General features: G+C 60.6%; 8 protein-coding genes and 1 pseudogene. 3 read left to right on the top strand and 6 right to left on the bottom strand.

All coding sequences use genetic code 11. The features are described 5' to 3' along the window. The coding region (locus Q0908_RS19705) for an IS3 family transposase (protein WP_299288816.1) at window positions 1-229 on the top strand (229 nt) is incomplete at its 5' end. Window positions 230-270: 41 nt separating this feature from the next. Here the strand turns inward: Q0908_RS19705 and Q0908_RS19700 are convergent. Further along, complete coding sequence (locus Q0908_RS19700; protein ID WP_299288813.1) at window positions 271-1,611, bottom strand: BamA/TamA family outer membrane protein; 1,341 nt, start codon at window positions 1,609-1,611, stop codon at window positions 271-273. A gap of 214 nt (window positions 1,612-1,825) precedes the next feature. Between Q0908_RS19700 and Q0908_RS19695 the strand changes: the two genes are divergently transcribed. Together Q0908_RS19695 and Q0908_RS19690 are read left to right on the top strand one after the other, a co-directional pair. Beyond that, window positions 1,826-3,769 carry a TolC family protein gene (locus Q0908_RS19695; RefSeq protein ID WP_299288806.1) on the top strand — a complete coding sequence of 648 codons (1,944 nt, stop codon included), beginning with the start codon at window positions 1,826-1,828 and terminating at the stop codon, window positions 3,767-3,769. A 10-nt stretch (window positions 3,770-3,779) separates the two neighbouring features. Continuing rightward, window positions 3,780-13,916 carry an isopeptide-forming domain-containing fimbrial protein gene (locus tag Q0908_RS19690; RefSeq protein WP_299288803.1) on the top strand — a complete coding sequence of 3,379 codons (10,137 nt, stop codon included), beginning with the start codon at window positions 3,780-3,782 and terminating at the stop codon, window positions 13,914-13,916. Between the two features lie 3 nt (window positions 13,917-13,919). On the opposite strand, the gene Q0908_RS19685 is transcribed toward Q0908_RS19690, so the two are convergent. The 5 genes and pseudogenes from Q0908_RS19685 to Q0908_RS19665 all read right to left on the bottom strand — a co-directional run. Further along, window positions 13,920-15,545: an efflux RND transporter periplasmic adaptor subunit gene (locus tag Q0908_RS19685; protein ID WP_299288800.1), complete on the bottom strand. Its 1,626-nt coding sequence runs from the start codon at window positions 15,543-15,545 to the stop codon at window positions 13,920-13,922. Beyond that, window positions 15,542-16,324 carry an efflux RND transporter periplasmic adaptor subunit gene (locus Q0908_RS19680; protein WP_299288797.1) on the bottom strand — a complete coding sequence of 261 codons (783 nt, stop codon included), beginning with the start codon at window positions 16,322-16,324 and terminating at the stop codon, window positions 15,542-15,544. The genes Q0908_RS19685 and Q0908_RS19680 overlap by 4 nt, the downstream gene beginning before the upstream one ends. Then, on the bottom strand, window positions 16,321-17,082 hold the full coding sequence (locus Q0908_RS19675) for a SapC family protein (protein ID WP_299288790.1): 762 nt from the start codon (window positions 17,080-17,082) through the stop codon (window positions 16,321-16,323). The genes Q0908_RS19680 and Q0908_RS19675 overlap by 4 nt, the downstream gene beginning before the upstream one ends. Window positions 17,083-17,092: 10 nt before the next feature. Further along, entirely contained in the window at window positions 17,093-19,189 is a 2,097-nt protein-coding gene (locus Q0908_RS19670) for a hypothetical protein (protein WP_299288785.1), read from the bottom strand. 223 nt (window positions 19,190-19,412) lie between these two features. Next, window positions 19,413-19,496 (bottom strand): annotated as a pseudogene (locus tag Q0908_RS19665) (IS5/IS1182 family transposase); the annotation flags it as partial.

The raw sequence follows: 19,496 nt of genomic DNA, 5'->3' as shown, positions 1-19,496 counted from the left end.
CTCCCCACAAATCAAAGAAGCCTCTGAATCGCAGATCAGGCGCTATGCCGTAAGTGTGGGGGCGGCGCACCGCTTACAACGGGTCAGGCGCAAAACCTACAGAACCAGAAAGCAGGCGCGGGCAGATGTCTTCGACTACATCGAATGCTTCTACAACCCGAAGCGCCGCCACTCGACCATTGGCTATCTAAGTCCTATCACATTCGAGGAGCGAACTACGAAAGCTTAAACTGCCGTCCACGAAACCGGCAGCAGGCCAAACTTCGCCTTTCAGAACTCAGCCCTGAACGTAAGTCCCCACGCTTGTTCTTCATCGTTGTCTTCGCCGCTGGCATTCACGGCATAGTAACTCTCGAAAATCCCGAGGGGGGTTCGAAACGCCACGCCTATCCCGTAGGAACTGCGCAATTTGCGGTCGTCCTCAAGCTGACCTGAGGCCGCAAACGGCGTGTCGACAGACCAGGCAGAGCCGATGTCGCCAAACAAAAACGTTTCAAGACCGGGCTGCTTGGGGAACAGAGGCACCAGAAGGTCGGTGCGCGCCACGGCAAATGTGTTGCCCCCAAGGTTGGTGAAGGTGTCGCCCCCGTTTGAACCGCACCCCTCACAGATATCGCGAGGCGAGATGGTCGCCCGCTCGAAACCCCGCAAATTTGCACCACCCAAGAAGAACCGATCGGCCGCCGTGGGATCATCACCGCTAAGTGCGGTGACATGGCCAAGCTCAACACGGGTGCGCAGCGCAAATCCATTGCTGGTCAGCGGAACCCGTCCATAAAAGCTGACCTTCGTGTAGGACAGATCAGTATTGCCCCCAAGCCCCGTGAAATCCTGATCAAAACGGACGGACCAGGCCGCTTCAGCCAATTGCGCTGCTGCCTCCGACGGCTCTGAGGCATGGATCAGGGAAAACCCGACGCCGGACGACACGCGATTGCCGTCTTCCTCTTGCAGGATGTTGGAGGCGCTCGGGTCGACACTCGAAATTTCGTCCGTGGCAAGCGTATAGCGCAGCTCGGCACCCGTGCGCGGGGCAAGCGCAAGATTGAGATAGGCGGTGATGTCCGCAGCGGCGTAGTCAAACGACGTATTATCATAGGCAAAGTTCTCGATGCCAAATCGGACACCGCCACTGCGGTCGCCGCCCCAGAACTGGTCGCCCCGCACAGTGAAGCGGAACTTCTGCACCTCGTCCGCGACCGACAGATTGCTGTCGATGGCCGTGCCTGGTCCGAAAGGATCCTTCAGGGACAGCCCCACCTGTCCGACGAAACCATCATCGCTGTCATGACCCAACGCGAATGTCAGACCGCCAGAGTAGCCGGGCGCTTCATCTACGAGGATGACAAGTGTATCGCCGCGGGAAAAGATGCGCACATCCTTGAATTCACCTGTGAAATCAAGTGCTTCAACTGCTGCGATGATTTCAGGCTCTCCGACTGGCACCCCAGGACGCAACCCGGATGTCGCAATCACATCTTCGTCCCGAAACCGATCGTTTCCGCGCACGTCAAAGGTGGTAAAGACCCGGGCTTCGGGGGCGGACACCACGGGCACGGCCCCAATTCCCGTCGCAAGCGCACACGCCGCCAACACATTCCGAAATTTCACGCTCGTCCCCCAATGCAATGCCCATTTGCAGGCACCTTTTTGCCGATGTTGTACAATAGCCCCGCCCTTTGCGCATCCCAAATTTAACTATCGGCAAACTCGCGCCTCTGGCGTAAAGATATCTTAACGATCGGAAAAGGGGAAAGCTGGGGCGAAAAAACCCTTCACTGACCTCAACTTTCTGACAATACGCGGTGAATGGGGAGAGTAGCTTATGAAACGCAAGGTAATGATTTGCTTGACTGCGGCACTGATTGCGGGGTGCAGCGAGCCCCCTATTGTCCCCGGTGATCGCGACCTGCCCCGCCCGCGTGGGTTTTCTCCCTCGGTAGCCGAAGATTTGCAGGCCCGCCGCGCCGGTGAAACACTGACCGGTCAAGAGGCACGTGACCGGGTCGACACCCTGACCTCCAACGATGATCAGAAAGAATTCGACGTGGCGTCGGGTCAGACCCGCCGCGACTGGCCCGTTGATACAATCACCTACAAGCGTTTCCAGAACACCACGGACCGCGCCATTTATCTGCGCCGGGCACTTGGGCGATATGCACTGGTCGAAGCCAATGAGCGTGGCTTGGGCACCTCGCTGGATCAGGTGCGCCGCGTATCGAGCACCTCAGCGCCGTCAACAGCGGATGAATGGTGGGCCAACGGCGTGCACAAGGGCGACCTGACCCAAGGCGCACAGCAGCGGATTTCGCTGCCCGATACGATCAATTCGACCATCCGCAATTCCAATCAGATTGCCGCCTTCGGGGATTTGCCCGCCATTCGTGGCACCGCCATCCAAGAGGCGCGCGGGCGGTTCGTGCCTGAGTTCTTTGCCGAAGCCTCCCGCAGCCGCGACGACATCCGCGCGACAAGTCCGGGCAGTGCCGGTGGGGCCGAGCGTGAATTGCGCGACGAGGACCAGATCGAATTCGGCGTCCGCTCCCGGCTGATCACTGGCGGCGAAATCTCGGTGTCGCAGAAATTCGAACGGGTGGACACGAACGACACCAATTACATCCCCGGTGAACAGTCCGAGGCGCGCACGACCATCGCGCTGGTTCAGCCCTTGCTGCGTGGATCGGGCGTCAGCGTGAATGACGCCCCCCGCCGGATTGCCAACATGGATACGGCCATCGCGACCGAAGAATTCCGTCGCCAGGCCGAAGCACATCTGATGGAGGTCGAGCGCGCCTATTGGAACCTTTACGTGGCGCGTGCCGTCTATCTGCAGCAGCGCCGCCTGGCCTCTGCCGGTGCGCAGCTGGCCTCTCAGGTGCGCAACCGGATCGAAATTGACGCCGACCCCCTGCTGGTGAACCGCGCCGCGTCGCTTGCCGAACAATGGCGCGCGGATACGGTCCGTGCAGGCTCTGCGGTGGACAACGCCGAATTCCGCCTTGCCGCTCTTGTCAATGACCGCCGTCTTGGCCCCGCCGGGGTTGAGGTCGTGCCTGCCTCCGCCCCGAATGGCGCGCTTGGCGTGCTGCGCACGGATGACACGCTCGAGGATATCTTTGTGAACCGGGCCGAGTTGCAGCAGGCGATCTTGCAATATGAAGCGGCGTTGCTGCGTGAAGGCATTGCCGCCAACCAAAGCCTGCCCGAGTTGGACCTGATCCTCGAGGCCAACCAGAACTCCAGCGCCAACGGTGCCAGCCTTTCGGACGCTTTCAGCTCCGACAATGATGGGGACGGCAACCTTGTCGGCCTCAAGTTTTCGGTGCCTCTCGGCTTTGATGAGCGGGATGCACGCTACAAGCGCCGCCGACTTGAAACGATCCAGCAAGAACGGCAGGTGATGGCCGTTGTTTCGACAATCATCCTCGAAGTGGACGTATCGGCCAACGAATATGTGGTGGCCAGCAACGACCTGATCGCGCAACGCAAATTCCTGCGTGCCGCCCAACGTGACCTGAACGCCGTTCAGGCACGGTGGAATGAAGGGGTTGGCGGCGAGAACGGGATCGCGCTTTTGTCAGCCCTCTTGGGCAGCTATCAGCAGACCCAAGCCGCTGAACAGGCCGTTGCAACCGCCCGTGCCACCCGCGAAATCGCGGCAGCAAACCTTGCCCGCGCACGCGGCGTCCTGCTCAAGCGGTGGGGCCTCAAGACCGACATTCGCAAAGATATCCGCAACGAGCCCACCTATAAAATCGTGAAACGATAGAGGGCTGCGCATGGGTCATCTCGGGTCACCAAGGATATATGCGCCAAAGTTCGAGGCGCTTGAGGATCGTATCGTTCTGGATGCGACCCCGACGGTCACTGTGGATGCGCCCGATCAGATCGACATTGGCGCACAGGACGTGGCGGTCACCCTGACCTTTGACAATACCGGCACCAATGACAGCGGCTACGCACCTTATGTCGATCTGGTGCTCCCCTCGACCGGCAGCGACGGGGATGACGGTGTCACCTTTGATAGCGCGACCTTCCTTGGCTCGCCCATCGTAACCGAAGAGTTGGTGTTTGATGCCGCAGGCGAAGCGGTGCATCCGTTCGCGACTGATACGCTTGGCAATCCGCTGGTGATCAACGCGGTCGATTTCGGAGCACAGCCCGGTGACACTCTTGTCGTGTTTCAACTGCCCTACGGGTCGTTTTCACCCGGCAACCCACCTGTCGATATTGATGTGGTGCTGGATTTCTCGCCGAATGCGGATCTCGCGCAAGATTTCAACATAAGCGCTCTTGGCGGATTTGCGTTGGGCGAAGACGCGCAAGACAATCCAGGCGTTGACCCACCAATCCGTGGTGCGATCAACACCGATATTGTCGATCAGCAGCTGTTTCAGGTCAGCAAGGCCAGCAACATCCCCGAAGACGAGGCCGCCACTGGCCCGAGCTATCCCTATCAATATACGCTGACGGTTGATGTCGCGGACGGTCAGACGCTGGACAACTTCACGCTGACCGACAGCTTGCCGACCAGCATTGTCTACCTTGGCGGCTTGACAGTGAACGGGGGCACAGGGGCGGTGGTGACAACCGAACCGCCCACGGATGTGCAACTGACCGGGGCAACCAATGATCTGGTGATCGACTTTACCGAAGTGACCGGCACCGTCACTGTCACCTTTGACTATTTCATCACCGAAACGGACGGCACCGACCCGGTGCTGGACCCCAATACCGGTCTGGGCGAGGTGAGGAACACAGTAACGGGCGAAGGAGACTGGACCCCGCTGGACCCGCGCGATGCAACCCAGACAGGCCTGACCGACGATGCCACGATCGTTACTGAAGCCTCGGCACTCAACATCCAAAAGGGCATCGCCCTGCCCGTGGACACAGGCCAACCGGGCCCCACCCCAGGGGATGAGTTTGTCTTTACCCTGAACATTCAGGTCGCCGACTATTCCGATATCGATAACCTGCGCATCGAGGATGTGCTGGGCAACGGGTGGGACTATGTTCAAGGCTCCGCCACCTTCGTGACAAGCGAGCAGGGTCAGTCGATCACGACCGCCACTGGCTTTGACGAGACCGCCGGGTCAGGCGATCTGGAGGTGGACCTGTCGAACTTCAACACAACTGGCGAGACGACGCTGACCTTTGACCTGTCTCAAGCGATGGTAACAGCCGGGCAGGACAGTCTGCTGACCGGTGATATCGCGCAGGACGGCACCTCTGAAGGGATCAACACGACCGCAACGATCATCTATCGCGCCACGGTCCGCGAGGCGTTTACGAACAATGGCGGTCTGGGGTTGCCTCAGATTGGTCAGGGCGATGTGCTGTCCAATGCGGTCGACGTGTTCGGAGATGTGCGCAACCCGAATAACCCGGCCGTGTTCAATGCCATCACGGATGAAAGCAGCGCATCGGTCTCCGTTGCCGTGGGCGAAATCCGTGAAAAATCCATCGTGGCTGTCAATGGCGTCGCCCCCGGTGCCGATCCGACAATTGCCGCCGGGGACACGATTACCTTTTCAATCATCTATGATAGCCCCCTCGGATCCTTTGATGATCTGAGCATCATAGACAACCTGCCACAGGACATTTTTGACGCAACCGAAGTGGGCGTTGCATCTTTCTATGCACCCGGCTCTGGACCAGCCATTCCGCCAGCAGGCCAATCCACTTTCGGAAGCAATGATACCTTCTTTGCCGCGTTTCAGGCCTCGGGCCAGCCCGGCACAGGGTTGCCGAGTGTGTCGACCAACGCGCCAGACAATCAGATCGACTACGACTTTGGAGGGCTCAGCATTGATCCCCGCGCCCCTGTGGTGGTCGAAATCCTGTTCACGGTCACCGTGCAGGACGCCCTGTTTGCGCCAGACCTGTTCCTGACAAACCAATCGACCGCCTTTGAGGGCAACCAGGTTGCAGGTCAGGTCGATTCCACCGCAATCGCCCAATTCAACTACGCCGAACCCTCGCTCGATATCACCAAAGGCGTCGTTGCCTTTGCGCCCTCGCCCAACAGTGATGTGGCTTTGGGCGATACTGGTCCCGTGACCTTCAACGCGCCGGGCACTTCGGGGGCACGGTTTAGTGGTGTCGTGGGATCAACCGCGCTTGAGACCGACCCGATCGACGCCAATATCACCGGGATTGATGCAGGCGACACACTGACCTTTGCGATTGTGGTCGAAAACACCGGCAGTGCCCCCAACGGTGCCTTTGACGTCACTGTGCAGGATTCACTGCCTGCAGGGATGACGCTGGTGCCCGGATCTGTGTTCGTGACCAACGGTACAGGGGCAACGATCAACTTTACCGGGGACTTGTTCGGGGCGGGGCTGAACCTCACCGATCAGGTGGATGCCGCCACGGGCTTGCCGGTCGGGGCCATCCGCGCCTTTGACGCAAGTGCCGGAGACAACATCGCCATCATCACTTATGATGTGACCGTCGATCCGGATGCCACGGCCAGCGAAATCTTCACGAACACAAGCGATATCACTAACTACGCCGCCTTTGAGGCGGGTATCAATCGCGTGCCCGTCACGGGGCTTAGCGACGATGCGACCGCACAGGTAGACGCGCCCGAGATCGAAAAGACTCTCAGCTTTCGGCAATTCACCGATCCCGACCCGGCGACGCCAAATACGCCGCTTGATCCGGACTTCGCAATAGCGAACGGGGGTGCCACCGGGCGCAACGCCAACGAGGTTGTCGTGGGCGAGATGGTCGAATTCACGATCCGCATTGACCTGCCCGAAGCCCAGTATTTCGATGCGGTCATCCGCGACCGGGTCAACTTTGGCGGTCTTGTTCTGGAAAGTGCCGAGATCCTGACGTCTCCTGTTCCGGGTTTCGTGGGTCAGACGGGAACAGTTGCCAACAATCAGGTCCTCTTCACCCTGGGGGATTTCCAGAACCCCGCCGACAACGACCTGACCAACGACTTTATCGAAGTTGTGGTCCGCGGCACGATTGATGACATCGCGGGCTTTGATGCAGGCGATGCGACGCGCAATACTGCAACCTTTGGCTTTGCCACGACCGACGGCGGGCCGCTGACCAACGTGCGCGACAATGCCACGCTGCGCCTGATCGAACCCAACCTGACCTTGGACAAGGAAAGCACGGACGCTGACGATATCGTAGCGGTCGGGGACACGGTCACCTACGAGATTGATATTGCAAACCTGCGTGGGCCACGAGATGCGCCCGCTTTCGATCTGACCCTGACGGACGCGCTGCCAGCTGCGTTCATGACCTACGATGTCGGCTCGCTTGTGCTTGAGATCAACGGCACGCCCGTGGCCTTCAACGGCACCGATTTTGCGCTGACCGAAGGGACCCCCGCCAACGGATTTACCGTCTTTATCGACCGGCTGGATCCCACGGACACGGCGACAATCCGCTATACAGGCGAGGTGCTGAACTCGGTCCCCGCGGGCACCAACATCAACAACACCGCCGATCTGGTCTTTGACAGCACGCCCGAGGACGACAGCGGGGGGCCCGATCTGGACGACCGCGAATTTTCGCTGTCCGACACCGAGGTCGTGCGCGTGGCCAGCCCCGAAGTCGACAAACAGATCGTGGCGACCAGCAACGCGGACACGACCGGCTCCGCTCTGGCGATCGGAGAAGAGGTCACCTACGAACTCGTCATCGCCATCCCTGAAGGAACCGTAGACGGCGTGATCGTGCGCGACACGCTGCCCACCGGGCTAGAATTCGTATCCTCGACACTGGTGCGCTTTGGCGATGACCCCGATGTGCTGTCCAACCTGATTGACGAGGTTGGCCCCCTTCCGATCGGCACCCATGCGGGCGGTGTGACCACCTTTGATTTCGGCGATCTGACAAACACCTTTGACGGCATTCAGAACGAAGAGGATGAGATTGTCGTCCGGGTGACCGCGCGCGTCGTCGATCTGGCCGGTATCGATACAACCGATACATTGACCAACACCGCATCCCTGGAATTTGTCGACGGGCAAGGCACGACGCAAACCGTGCAGGACACCGCAACAGCCGAGGTGGTCGAGCCCGATGTGGCGCTGACCAAGACCGTCTCGCCCGCCACGGCGGATGCAGGCGATATCGTGACCTACGCGGTCACGGCCACCAACAACGGCGATGGCCCGGCCTACGACATGATCATCAACGATGATGTGGTAGGATCGCTGGTGACGCTGGACCCCGCAAGTGTTGCACTCACGATCCGCGACAGCGGCGGCACCGTGGTGGTAACGGTGCCTGCGGGCACAGCCCCCCTGGGCGCGGCGGTCGAAGGCACATTCGGGTTCCGCGTCAACGGCGCGGGCGAATTGCAGGTGATCGTGCCCGATTTGCAGGCCGGGGCCAGCATTGAAATCGCCTATGAGGCCGAGGTGGCCGACGCTGCCCTGTTCAGCACCGCCTATGAGAATACCGCCGAAGTTACACGCTATGACAGCAACCCCGACGGTACTGAAGTCACCGACCCTGCCGACCCCAATGCCGAGGAACGCGTCTATGACGCAGGGCTGGCGGGCTTTACCCTGCCTGAGGCGTCCGCGACCTTCGCAACGCTCGATGCGTCCCTGACCAAAGCCTACCTCAGCAGTTCCGACACCAACACAGCCGATCCAACCGGCGGGGCCAACGCGCAACTCGTCGTTGGGGAAACGGTGACATACCAACTGGTCATGGACATCCCCGAGGGGCAGGCCAACCTGGTCCTGACCGACGATCTGCCCGCCGGCCTCTCCGCCGTGTCGGCTGAGGTTATCGCGCTGAACGGGGCCACATCCTCCAACGGGCTTGTCGATGGAACGACCGACGCTGATGCAAACATCACCCTGACGGCAGGGTCCGGCGGCTCGGTCGCCTTTGATTTTGGCGTGGTTGATCTGGCGGGGACCACAGCCTCAAACCCGGCAGGGTCGCAAATCGTCGTTCAGGTCACGGCCCAAGTACTGGATGTTCCCACAACGGTGGCGAACGGCCAGACGCTCACCAACACCGCGACTTTGGATGTGACAAACCCGGCAGGCGGCGCAGCACTGCAACCGCCCGCCACGGCCAGCGAAAACATCGACATCGTCGAGCCGGACGTCACCATCAACAAGACCGGGCCCATTGCGGCGGATCCCGGCGACGTGGTCGAATATACGATCACCGTGACGAACACGGGCACCGGTCCGGCCTATGATCTGCAAATCGCGGACCCCTTTGCCGATCCGGACCTCACATTCGTGCAGATCAACAGCGCGACGGACGGGGACGGCACCGCCGTACCCGCCGGGCAAATCACGATCCCAAGCCCCGGTGACGGTTTCACCATCGACGGCCTGACCCTGTTGCCTGGTCAGACGGCCACCGTTACTTTCGATGTGCTTCTTGAATTGACGGCAGACGATGCTGAAAGCTTCTTTAACACCGCCACCGCCACCTTTGACACCGTCGAGGATGGCGATCCGAACAGCGGCGGGCGCACGGGCACCGACAGCGATGACCACCGGATCGCCACCATTCCATTCATTACCAAAGAGCCGTTCAGCAGCTCGAACGCTGACACCAATTCCGACAGCCCGGCCGACACGCCCTTTGATGTCGCCATCGGCGAGGAAGTCACCTACCGCTATGTGATCACTTTGCCAGAGCTTGACGGTCAAACCGTCAGCATCACCGATGATCTGCCCTCGGGCTTTCGGTTTGTCGAGGCTGAGGTTGATCTGACCGGCTCGTTGCTGACCGGTAGCAACCTGTCGGACGCGTCAGGGTTGGTAGTCGGTGCAAACGCAGGCGGGCCGACGATTTCGCTGTCTGGCAATGACGTGACCTTTGATTTCGGTGCCATCGACAATCCGGTGAACGGCGCGGTGACGGTGGGCGATACGTTCACGCTGTTTGTGACCGCGGCGGTTGAGGACAACGTCGACAACGCGGCAGGGGACGAGCGGGTCAACACAGTTACGCTGGACGTGGACCCTGACGGGCCGGGCGGTGTGACGCCTCCGTTCAACCAGCAAGAGGCCGACGCGACCGTCCGCATCGTCGAACCGCTGGTGGAGGTCGATAAGACCGGCCCACTCGCCCTCAGCCCCGGCGCGAGCGGCACGTTCGAGATTACGGCCACCAATTCGGGGCCAAACGTGACGCCAGCGGCGACCGGCCCTGCCTACGACGTTGTGATCGCTGATACTCTGCCCGCCGGGCTGACGCTTGATGCAACGGCCTTCACCGTCTTGATCGATGGCACCGCCACCGCCTTTAGCGAAGTACGCAATGCGGGTGGCGACGGGTTTACCATCACCGTGCCGCGCCTTTTGCCGGACGAGGTGCTGACGGTACGCTATGATGCGACGCTGGATGCAGGTGTTGCGGCGCTCACGACCTACACCAACACTGCAAGCGTCAATTACGACAGCGCGCCCCGTGATCCGGTGGACAGCCAGGGCAACCCGATCACCGACCGCGATGGGCCAACCGACACCGACACGCACACCGTCGCAACTGTGCCAACCTTGACTAAAACGGTGGTGGGCACCTCGAACCCGCTGACAGGCGACGCGTTGTTTGACGCCTTTGATGACCTCGCCATCGGAGAAGAGGCGACTTATCAACTGGTCATCACCCTGCCCGACATCCCGATGGACAGCGTGCAACTGGTCGACGCCTTGCCCCCGGGGATGGATTTCGTGTCCGCGCGCGTTGTGTCAACGGATGCGGACGTGTCGATCAATGGCACAACGACCATCACACCCGCCGGGCAGAATGTAACCTTTGCATTCACCGATGTGGTCAACGCGGCAGGCGGGACAAACCAGATAACGCTTGAGGTGGTATCGCGCGTCAACGCACTCGCCTCGAACGTGGATGATGCGGACCTGACCAACACCGGAACGCTGACAATCACCCCGCAGGGGGAAAGTACGCTGACGGCGGTCACAGATACGGCAACGGTCGAGGTGGTTGAACCTGAACTGACCATCGACAAGACTGGGAATATCGCGGTCAATCCCGGAGATACCGTAGATTATCAACTGGTTATCCAGAATACCGGCAACGCGCCCGCCTATGATCTGATCATCGCTGATGCGCTCGGCAACGCATTCCTGACGCTCGACACTGGGTCGGTGCAAGTCGAACTGAGCAGTGAAACGCCCACAGACATCACCGCCAGTCTGAATATCGTCGAAAGCGCGGGCGGCTTTTCGGTGGAGCTGGACGATCAAAGCAGCGGCGGCGTTCCATTTGCCATACCGATCGGGGCCACCGTCACCGTGACCTACAGCGCGACGCTCAGTGTAGCGGCGCCCGACGCCCAGAGTTTCCCCAACACTGCGACGATCAACTACGACACGCTGCCGGGCGATCCCGTCGATGCCAATGGCGACCCGATCGCGGATCGCGACTATTCCGCCGAGGACATCTTTCAGGTCGCAACTGTCCCGTTCCTGACCAAGGAGCCAACCGCGTCGTCGTTCGCCGAAACGCCTCAGTCGCCATTCGTGCTGAACATTGGCGAAGAAGTGACATTCACCTATCAACTCTTCCTGCCCGAGATCGAGATGGAAGAGGTGGTATTTGCCGACGATCTGCCGGACGGGCTGGACTATATCGGCTTTACGGTGGTGTCGACCGGTGACATGACGGCAATCGGCGGCGGGGCCTTCCCGACACCAACAGAAACGGTGGCCGGCAACGATCTCACCCTTGTGTTCGAGGACATCAACAACCCGCCCAATCCCGCCCCGCTAGGCAGCATCGGGACGGATGACATTCTGACCATCACGGTCACCGCGCGCGCCAATGACAGCTTTACCGCAGGCACCGTGCTGACCAATAACGCATTGGTCGAGATCGACCCTGCCGGACCGGGGCTTCCGCTCAATCAGGCCGAGGCGACCTCGTCTGTGACGCTGGTCGAGCCGCAGTTGAGCGTGGTCAAATCCGGCCCCGATGGTGCAAATGCGGGCGACACAATCCCCTACACCATCGTTATCGAAAACAGCCACCCCTCTGGCAGCACGGGCCCGGCCTATGACGTTGCGATTGTGGACACCTTGCCCAATGGGCTGTCGCTGAACGGCACGCCAGTCTTCACCAGCGATCAGCGCGGTGTCATCAGCGCCACCAGCCTCAGCACGACGCCGACCGGCTTCTCCGCCAGTTTCGACGTGGTGCTCGCGGACGAGACGATCACGGTGTCTTATAATGCAGATGTTGCAGCAGGTGTCTCGCCTGCGTCGACCCTGCGTAACGAAGTCACGGTCAACTACGACAGTGCGCCGGGCAATGACCCCAATCAACAGGTCTATGACGAGGTATCCGACGATCACCGCGTGGGCACCAATCCGGCGCTGGAAAAGGCGATTGTCGCCACTGACATTCCCCAAACGGACGCAGGCGCGCACGATCCGACGCAACCTGATGTCAACGTCGGCGAATTGATCACCTACAATCTGACACTGACCATTCCGGAGCTTGACGACCAACTGGTTGTACTGCGCGACACCCTGCCCGATGGGCTTGAATTTGTGTCCTCGCGCGTGGTGACCGTGGGCAATGAGATCACCGCCGGGATCACGCAAGGCGCGATCAATGCCGCCTCTGTCTCGGGCCAGGTGGTGACCTTCACCTTTACGGATGTCGACAATACCTTTGCCGTCGGCGCCGCGGACGAGGGCGTGATCGACGCCGAGGATCAGGTCGTCATTGAGGTCATCGTCCGCGTGGCAGATGTTGCCGCCGCAACAGACGGGGCCGTCCTGACCAATGACGCGCGCCTTGATGTGCAAACCGCCGATGGCTTCAACTTTGTTCAACAGCAGGCCGACGCCTCTGTTGATGTGGTCGAGCCGCAAATCGACATCCAGAAAACCGTCAGCGATCCCGATCCGATGATCGGCGATACGATCACCTACACGGTCGTGCTCAGCAATGATGCGGCGGCGACTGGTCCAGCCTTCAACCTCGTGATCACCGACGCATTGCCCAATGATCTTTCCATTGTGGGCAACCCGCGTCTGTCCGATCCAACCTTGGGCAATGTGCTGTCCTCGTCCGGTGCGAATACGCTGGTCGTCAGCGCACCTGTCCTGCTGCCGGGTCAGACGCTCACGGTCGAATATGACGTCTTTGTCGGCTTTGTGACGCCGGTTCTGCAGGACATCCAAAACACCGCCTCTGTGCTGGGATCCACCACGCCATTCGGGCCGGGACGCCCGCTGATCGACGCGGACAGCGCATCAATCGAGGCTGACCCGATCCCCGATGACGACGACGATGAGCAAGGCGCGCTGCGGTTCGGAGATCTGGGCATTGACGATGCGCAATTCCTGTCCATTCTCCAGATCGACCCGATCTTCTCCGGAACGGCGGAACCGGGGGCAAACGTCACCGTCTCGCTTTATCGGCAGGACGGGTCATTGTCCTATGTACGCAATATCGTGGCAGATGCAGGCGGGCACTGGATCGCAATCTTCCCAAGGGTCGAACTTGAACAGGTCGAGGACGACTTCTGGTCGTTTTATGATCGCACTCGCCTGTTTGATGCGCCCGTCGATCCGATTGACAGTGTGCAACGCAGTTCGTTCAACATTCCGGTGCCCGAACGGACGGTCACCATCGGGACGCTGCTTAACGATGAAGGCTATTCCATACAGCTGCAACAGGATCGTCCCTCGACGCTGCCCGAAGCCCAAGGGCTTTACAACGCGCGCACTTTCTTCAGCCCCGCGACTGTTGGTGAGGGTTATGGCACTGGCGTGACCTTGAAGGTGGATGAGGTCTTTAACGATACCGCGGCGCTTACCGTTGAGCGGCTTTACCAATCGTCGGTGGACCCGCTTGGGCTGGGGTTGAACCGCTTCAACTATGAATTCCTGTCGGATGCGACCGCCCTGCCCGGCAGCGCGCGCTAGGCCCTAGAACCAGACCCGCAGCAGAACCCAATCGCGGATCGCCTCGTAAACGAACAGCGCGGCGGGTTGCCACGTACGCTCCAGCGCCATTAGACCATTCAGACCGGGACGCAGCCCTGCGACATCCGCTTCCAGATCGGCATGGCCATCAAGGATCGGAACGTCATCGCGGATCGACACCGCAGGCGAGATATCCGCGATTTCGGCAGTGTAGCTGAGAGTTGGATCATAATCGGGACGGAACTGACCCACGCTTCCGGTATCGACCAGGGCAAGCGTCTCATCCGGGATCGACAGGCGCAGGCGCAACAGGCGGGGGTCTGCGATTTCCATCAGCACGTCCCCCTGCCGCACAGTTGTGCCAAGCTGCTCAATCAGATCAGGCGCGATCACCAGCCCGTTTATGGGGGCCACAAGGGCCGCATCGCGCAACTGGCGTGACAGCCGCGTGGTGCGGGCTTCGAGCCGTTCGACTTCGAGTTCCGCGTGGCGCAGATCCGCCGCTGAGCGGGCGGCCCGCGCGGCCTCTCGGTCCAGTAAAGCGCGTGCCATCTCGGCCCTTACTTCGATCAGATCGAGGTCGATGGCGTCGGTGTCGAGTTGGACCAGCTGGGTCCCTTGCTCAACGGCCGCGCTGTCGCTCACCGCAATCGTATCAAGGCGGCCCGTGAACGGCGCTGTGACCACGCGGCGCTCAGCGGCTTCGACCATTGCGGGGATTTCGACACGATCAGGGATCGGAACAAGGCAGACACCAATCAACACAAGGGCCCACACCCCAAGCTTGACGAACCGGGCACCCGTCCAGCGGCGTTGATGGGCGCGCGCGCCACTGACGCCATAGATCGCGGCGGCCAATTGTGCGCCACTTGGATTGCGCTGCGCCCCCTCCACGTGGAAGACTAGGCCACTATCGCCCCCCGCTGTAGTCGGGGCAAAGATACGGTCACCGGATGTGCCATGCGCGCGCAGGGTCGCACGCATCTCCGTGCGCAAGCGATCCGGCAGGCTCGCCCGCTTTGCAGCACCGTCCTGTCCTGAGATTTTCAGCTCATTGATCCGGCCTGCGGATGCCAACGCGATGGCGGCGTAATCCGCAGACATATGGCGCGACAGCACATCAGCCAAGGCCTGCAACCCCTCGGATGTAGGCTCGGACGCCACCGCGCGCACCCGCGCAATCAGATCGGCCTGAAGCGTATGATCGGGGTGGGCGTTTTGCGCAAACGAAAGCACCGATAGGAGCGCCAGCCGTTCATAAGACAGAGATTGCGCAATCTGACCGCCCGCCGAGCGCCCCAAGGCCAAAGCAGCCCGCGCCCCATCCGGCATCGCCACGCGCGCGATCAGCGCCTCGGGCAGGACCACCACGTCCGGGCCATCCTCGTCCGCGCCCAGAAGCGTCTTGGCCGCAGCCATCACTGCAGGGCTGACCGGGTCAGGCATTTGGCCAAGCCTGATCTCGACCTCTGCATCCATCAGATCCAACACCACGGCCCAAGGGCACGTCACCAGCGCACGGGCAAGTTCAATCAGCCGGGTCGCAAAAGAGGACGCGGGCAGATCGCTTGCAAAGGTCTGCTGGAGAGCCTCAATCAGCGACGGAGCGTTTGGTGTCGGTTCGCTCATGGACGGCGCAGGACCAGACCCGTACCGACACGCAACGCCCGGTCCGCATTGGCCAGTTGCAGCTTGATGCGCACCGTGCGGCTGGCCGGATCAACGCGGGGGTCGATAAAGGTCAATGCGACCTCGCGCTGCGTGTCATCATCCAAGGTCACATTCAGACGATCACCCTGGATCAGGCCCGACACCCAATCCAGCGGTACGAAGGCCGTCGCGACCAGCTGATCCAGGCGGCCCAGAGTTATGAGGACGGTCTGGGTATCCACTGTTTCACCCGGCTCTGCGAATATCTCGAGCACGGTGGCGTCAAAGGGGGCCATCACGCTGAATTCCGACAGGGTGGCGCGCTCAAGCTCAAGCTGGGCCACTGCACGGGCCCGGCTTTCTTCGGTGGCCAACAGGTCCGCCTCGGCCAACAGCACGTTTTGCTCTGATTGGGTGACTTCCCACGCCTGCGCGGCACCACGGGCATTGGCGCGCGCAATTCGGTCTTTCATCGTGCCCGCCTGCGCCAGCGAGGTTTGGGCACGTTGCAAAGGGCCGGTCGCCTCGGCTGCCAGCCGCGCCAGCTTGACGCGCGCCTGCTGCACCGCGCTGTCGATGGACAGAACAAGCGCCCCCGCTGCGACCTCTGCACCTTCGATCACTGCGATCTCGGCAATACGTCCGGCAACGGACACCCGCACATCAATCTGCTGCGCAGGCTCCAGGATCGCGCTGACCGTTTCCTGGGCCGCGACGGGGGTCGCCAGTACCAGCGCCAGAACCAGCGCCCGGATCACGGTGCCGCCTCACCAAAGGTCGAGAAGTTGGTCAGCGACATCTGATGCGCGGCAAAGATGTTCAGCACGCCGCGCCGGGCAAAATCTGCAAGCACGGTGTCGGACAGGCCACGCAACCGCTCTTCGGACACAACCGAGAACCCTTCGACCTTGGTGGTCTTGCCATCGCGCGTCAGAGATACGGTCGAGGGGCCGATCAACTCCTGTTTCTGCGCCTCCTGAACCATCAGACGGGTGCGATGCAGCGCAACTTCATAGCGATTGCAAAACTCCAGTACCCCTTCCAGCAAGGCAGTGGGCGCGTCATCGGCAAACATCATCCGCTCGGTAGGTCCATTTACCGAAAACATGACCGAGGACAGGTCCGCACAGAGCAGATTGCGCTCTGCGGTATCGCTTTCGCGCACCATCGCAAAAGGATAGCGGCGCAGATAGGCAGGCACATAGACCCCGTCGCGCCACGACCCATCCGGGTTCACAAAATCATTGCGCCCCTTCTGCATTCCCACCAGCGCCAATGGCGTGGGGCTTGGCCCGGACGAAAAGACGATCGGGAAATGCCGCAACGCCATGGGAAATTCGTCCGCCGTCAGCGGAATGGCATTGGCCGTTCGGGCAAAGTCAAAATCGCGCTGTTCGATAAAACTCAGGTTCCCCTGCCCTTCCGGGCTCAACGGCACCAGCGTCTGATAGAGCAGCGGGAGGCTCGACGGCTGAATTTCTTTGTCATCACGCGACACTGCACGGCGCTTTACCATGGCAAACCCCTTATGTTGGTGACGCCACAGTGACAGGAAGACGGTCTTGCAACAACCGCGCAACCGCAGTTCTGGCACGCACCAATATGCTCTTGGCGGGGGCCTCTATGCGCGCCACGACAGCGGCACCCGACCGCAGGCCGCGGGTGCAGTCGGTGTCCTCAAAAGTGGCGCGCAGCAATGCGTCGCCCTCCAAAAGCGTGGCCTGCGCCAAGGCTGTGCGCAAAGTGGCCGCAACGTCGCAGGTGCCGTCATGCACAAAGCGCACCCCGACCGGCACACCTTGATCAAGTTCAAGGCCCTGTTGCAGCGCCGTTTGCGGCACGCGCAGGCGAATGTAGGGGTCCACCGGGCGCGACAGGGCACCTAGTGGATCGGATGCCGCCAAAACCCACGCCCCGCCATAGGTTTCAGCCGCCATCGGCGTCCAGACCTGCGTCTCAGGTAGGTCGATACGCGATCTGTCCATCCGCGCCGCGATCTCGCCCTCAAGCGCGACCAGCCGCTCCACATCCCTTTGCAACCGAGCCTGTTCAACAGCCGTCACAGATACGGACCGCAGCGTGTTTTCCAAGGCGATACGGCGCAGCGTGACCGAGGTGCGCTCTTCACTCAGTTGTGGATTGTCGATTTGCAAGCCGCCTGCGTCTGACGAAAGCCTGCCGGTTTCAGGGGGCTCGATGAACCGCGTCTCATGCGTCAGGTAGTGACCAGGCACCAACACCCGATCCGGCAGCGGGACAAACAGCAACAACCCAAAGCCCCCGGCCAGCAGCGCAAAAATGATTGCCCGCGCAGGTTTGATGCGTTGGTGCGCAAGGTATTTGAACGTCCCGATGATGGGGCGCACAATCAACATCATTGTCGTCACCGCCAGAACCGCATAGGCAAGATTTGGATCAAACCGATAGGCCAGCCAGAAAATTCCTGCAAAGATCGTCCATCGATACGCATATGCAATGAGCCAATATCCCAGATCAAGCGGATCAGGACGCACCGCCTCTCCGCCGAACCGCCGCGCCATCCAGTGAAGCGCCGCCGACCGGCTGCGCGCAGCCAGGTTGGGGCGACGGATCGCGTCGGTCAGCATGTAATACCCGTCCAGCTTGACCGCAGGGTTCAGGTTGAAGGCCAGCGTCATCGCACCGCTGATGACAACCACCTGCAAGATCAGGCTCTGGATCGGCCCGGCCTGAACATTGGCCCAGATCGCTGTCAGGATCGCGATCATCCAGGTTTCTATATACATACCTCCTGCCCCGATCATCACCCGCTGAAACCGACTGCGCAGCCGCCACGCCCCGGTGACATCCGTGAACGGGAACGGGGTCATCGCAAACACTGCGATGCCCATGCGGATCGGACCCGGATCAAGGTCAGCCTGCTGACAAAACCGCTGATAAGCCAGCGCGTGCCCCATCTCGTGGATCGCTTTGATGCTTGAATAGATGAGAACCAGCAAGATCAGGCTTTGCACACTTTGGTCGGGCAATTGGCGCAAGGAATAAAGGACCTTGTCGCTGTTGGTAATCAATTGGGCCAAGGTCGCGAAGATCGCGATGACCCAAGCCATGTATCCCACCGGACTGAACAGAAACCGGCCCAACGGCGCAAAGAGGCGCGCCGCCCCCGCCGCGTTTATGAGATCGCGGCGCAAAGAGATCAGCTTGCCCTCGATAGGGGATTTCGGGGCCGGGGCGCGCACCGTATCACCCGCCTGCACCAGCACACCTGCGTTGCGCAATTTGCCGAGCAGCGGCTTGACCTGGGTTTCGATCATGGGCACGTCGCGCAGCGCCGCAGTGACGCTCTTGGTCCGATTGATCGCTTCCAGAAACAGCACCGTCGCGCGGTCCGCAGTGAAATACTTGCCCGTCGCCTCGTTCGAGATGACGAATTCGGGGTCTGTCGCCCCGGTTTCCGTCACTTCGGTGATGGTGACAAATGTGGGGACGAAAAACTGGGGGGCGCTGCCATGTTTCACGTTGCGGTTCACCACCCATCTTAGGCCAGATTGCTGCATCCAGCCGACCTGCAAGGCACCGTTCTGACGAACAAGGCCATCCTCGCCCGCAATGTCGATCAGGATTGGTGCAAGGTCAACCAAGGGGGCGCATACAAACCTCGCCGAAGCATACCCAGATAAGTACGTCAAATCATGTTGATCGCTGCCGCCACAATTCGTTCCCGAGAATCAAAATGGTCAGACATTGACATTGGAGATTTGTGGACTGAAAAATTATCAGCACCCAGATAGCATTTCTCTAATTCCAGTGCCAATATCTCATTCGAATAGCGCAGCGCGAAGGACAAACTACTAGGGTCAGGACTCATAGCCAGTAAATGACGAGTGCGGCGAGGGCGATTGCTGACAGGAAGACCTTTGGGCATCTATCGTAACGGGTTGCCACACG

Source organism: uncultured Tateyamaria sp. (assembly GCF_947494755.1).
Classification (GTDB): Bacteria; Pseudomonadota; Alphaproteobacteria; order Rhodobacterales; family Rhodobacteraceae; genus Tateyamaria.
The sequence above is the reverse complement of the archived record's forward strand: the minus strand, read 5'-3'. Positions and strand labels throughout refer to the sequence as shown.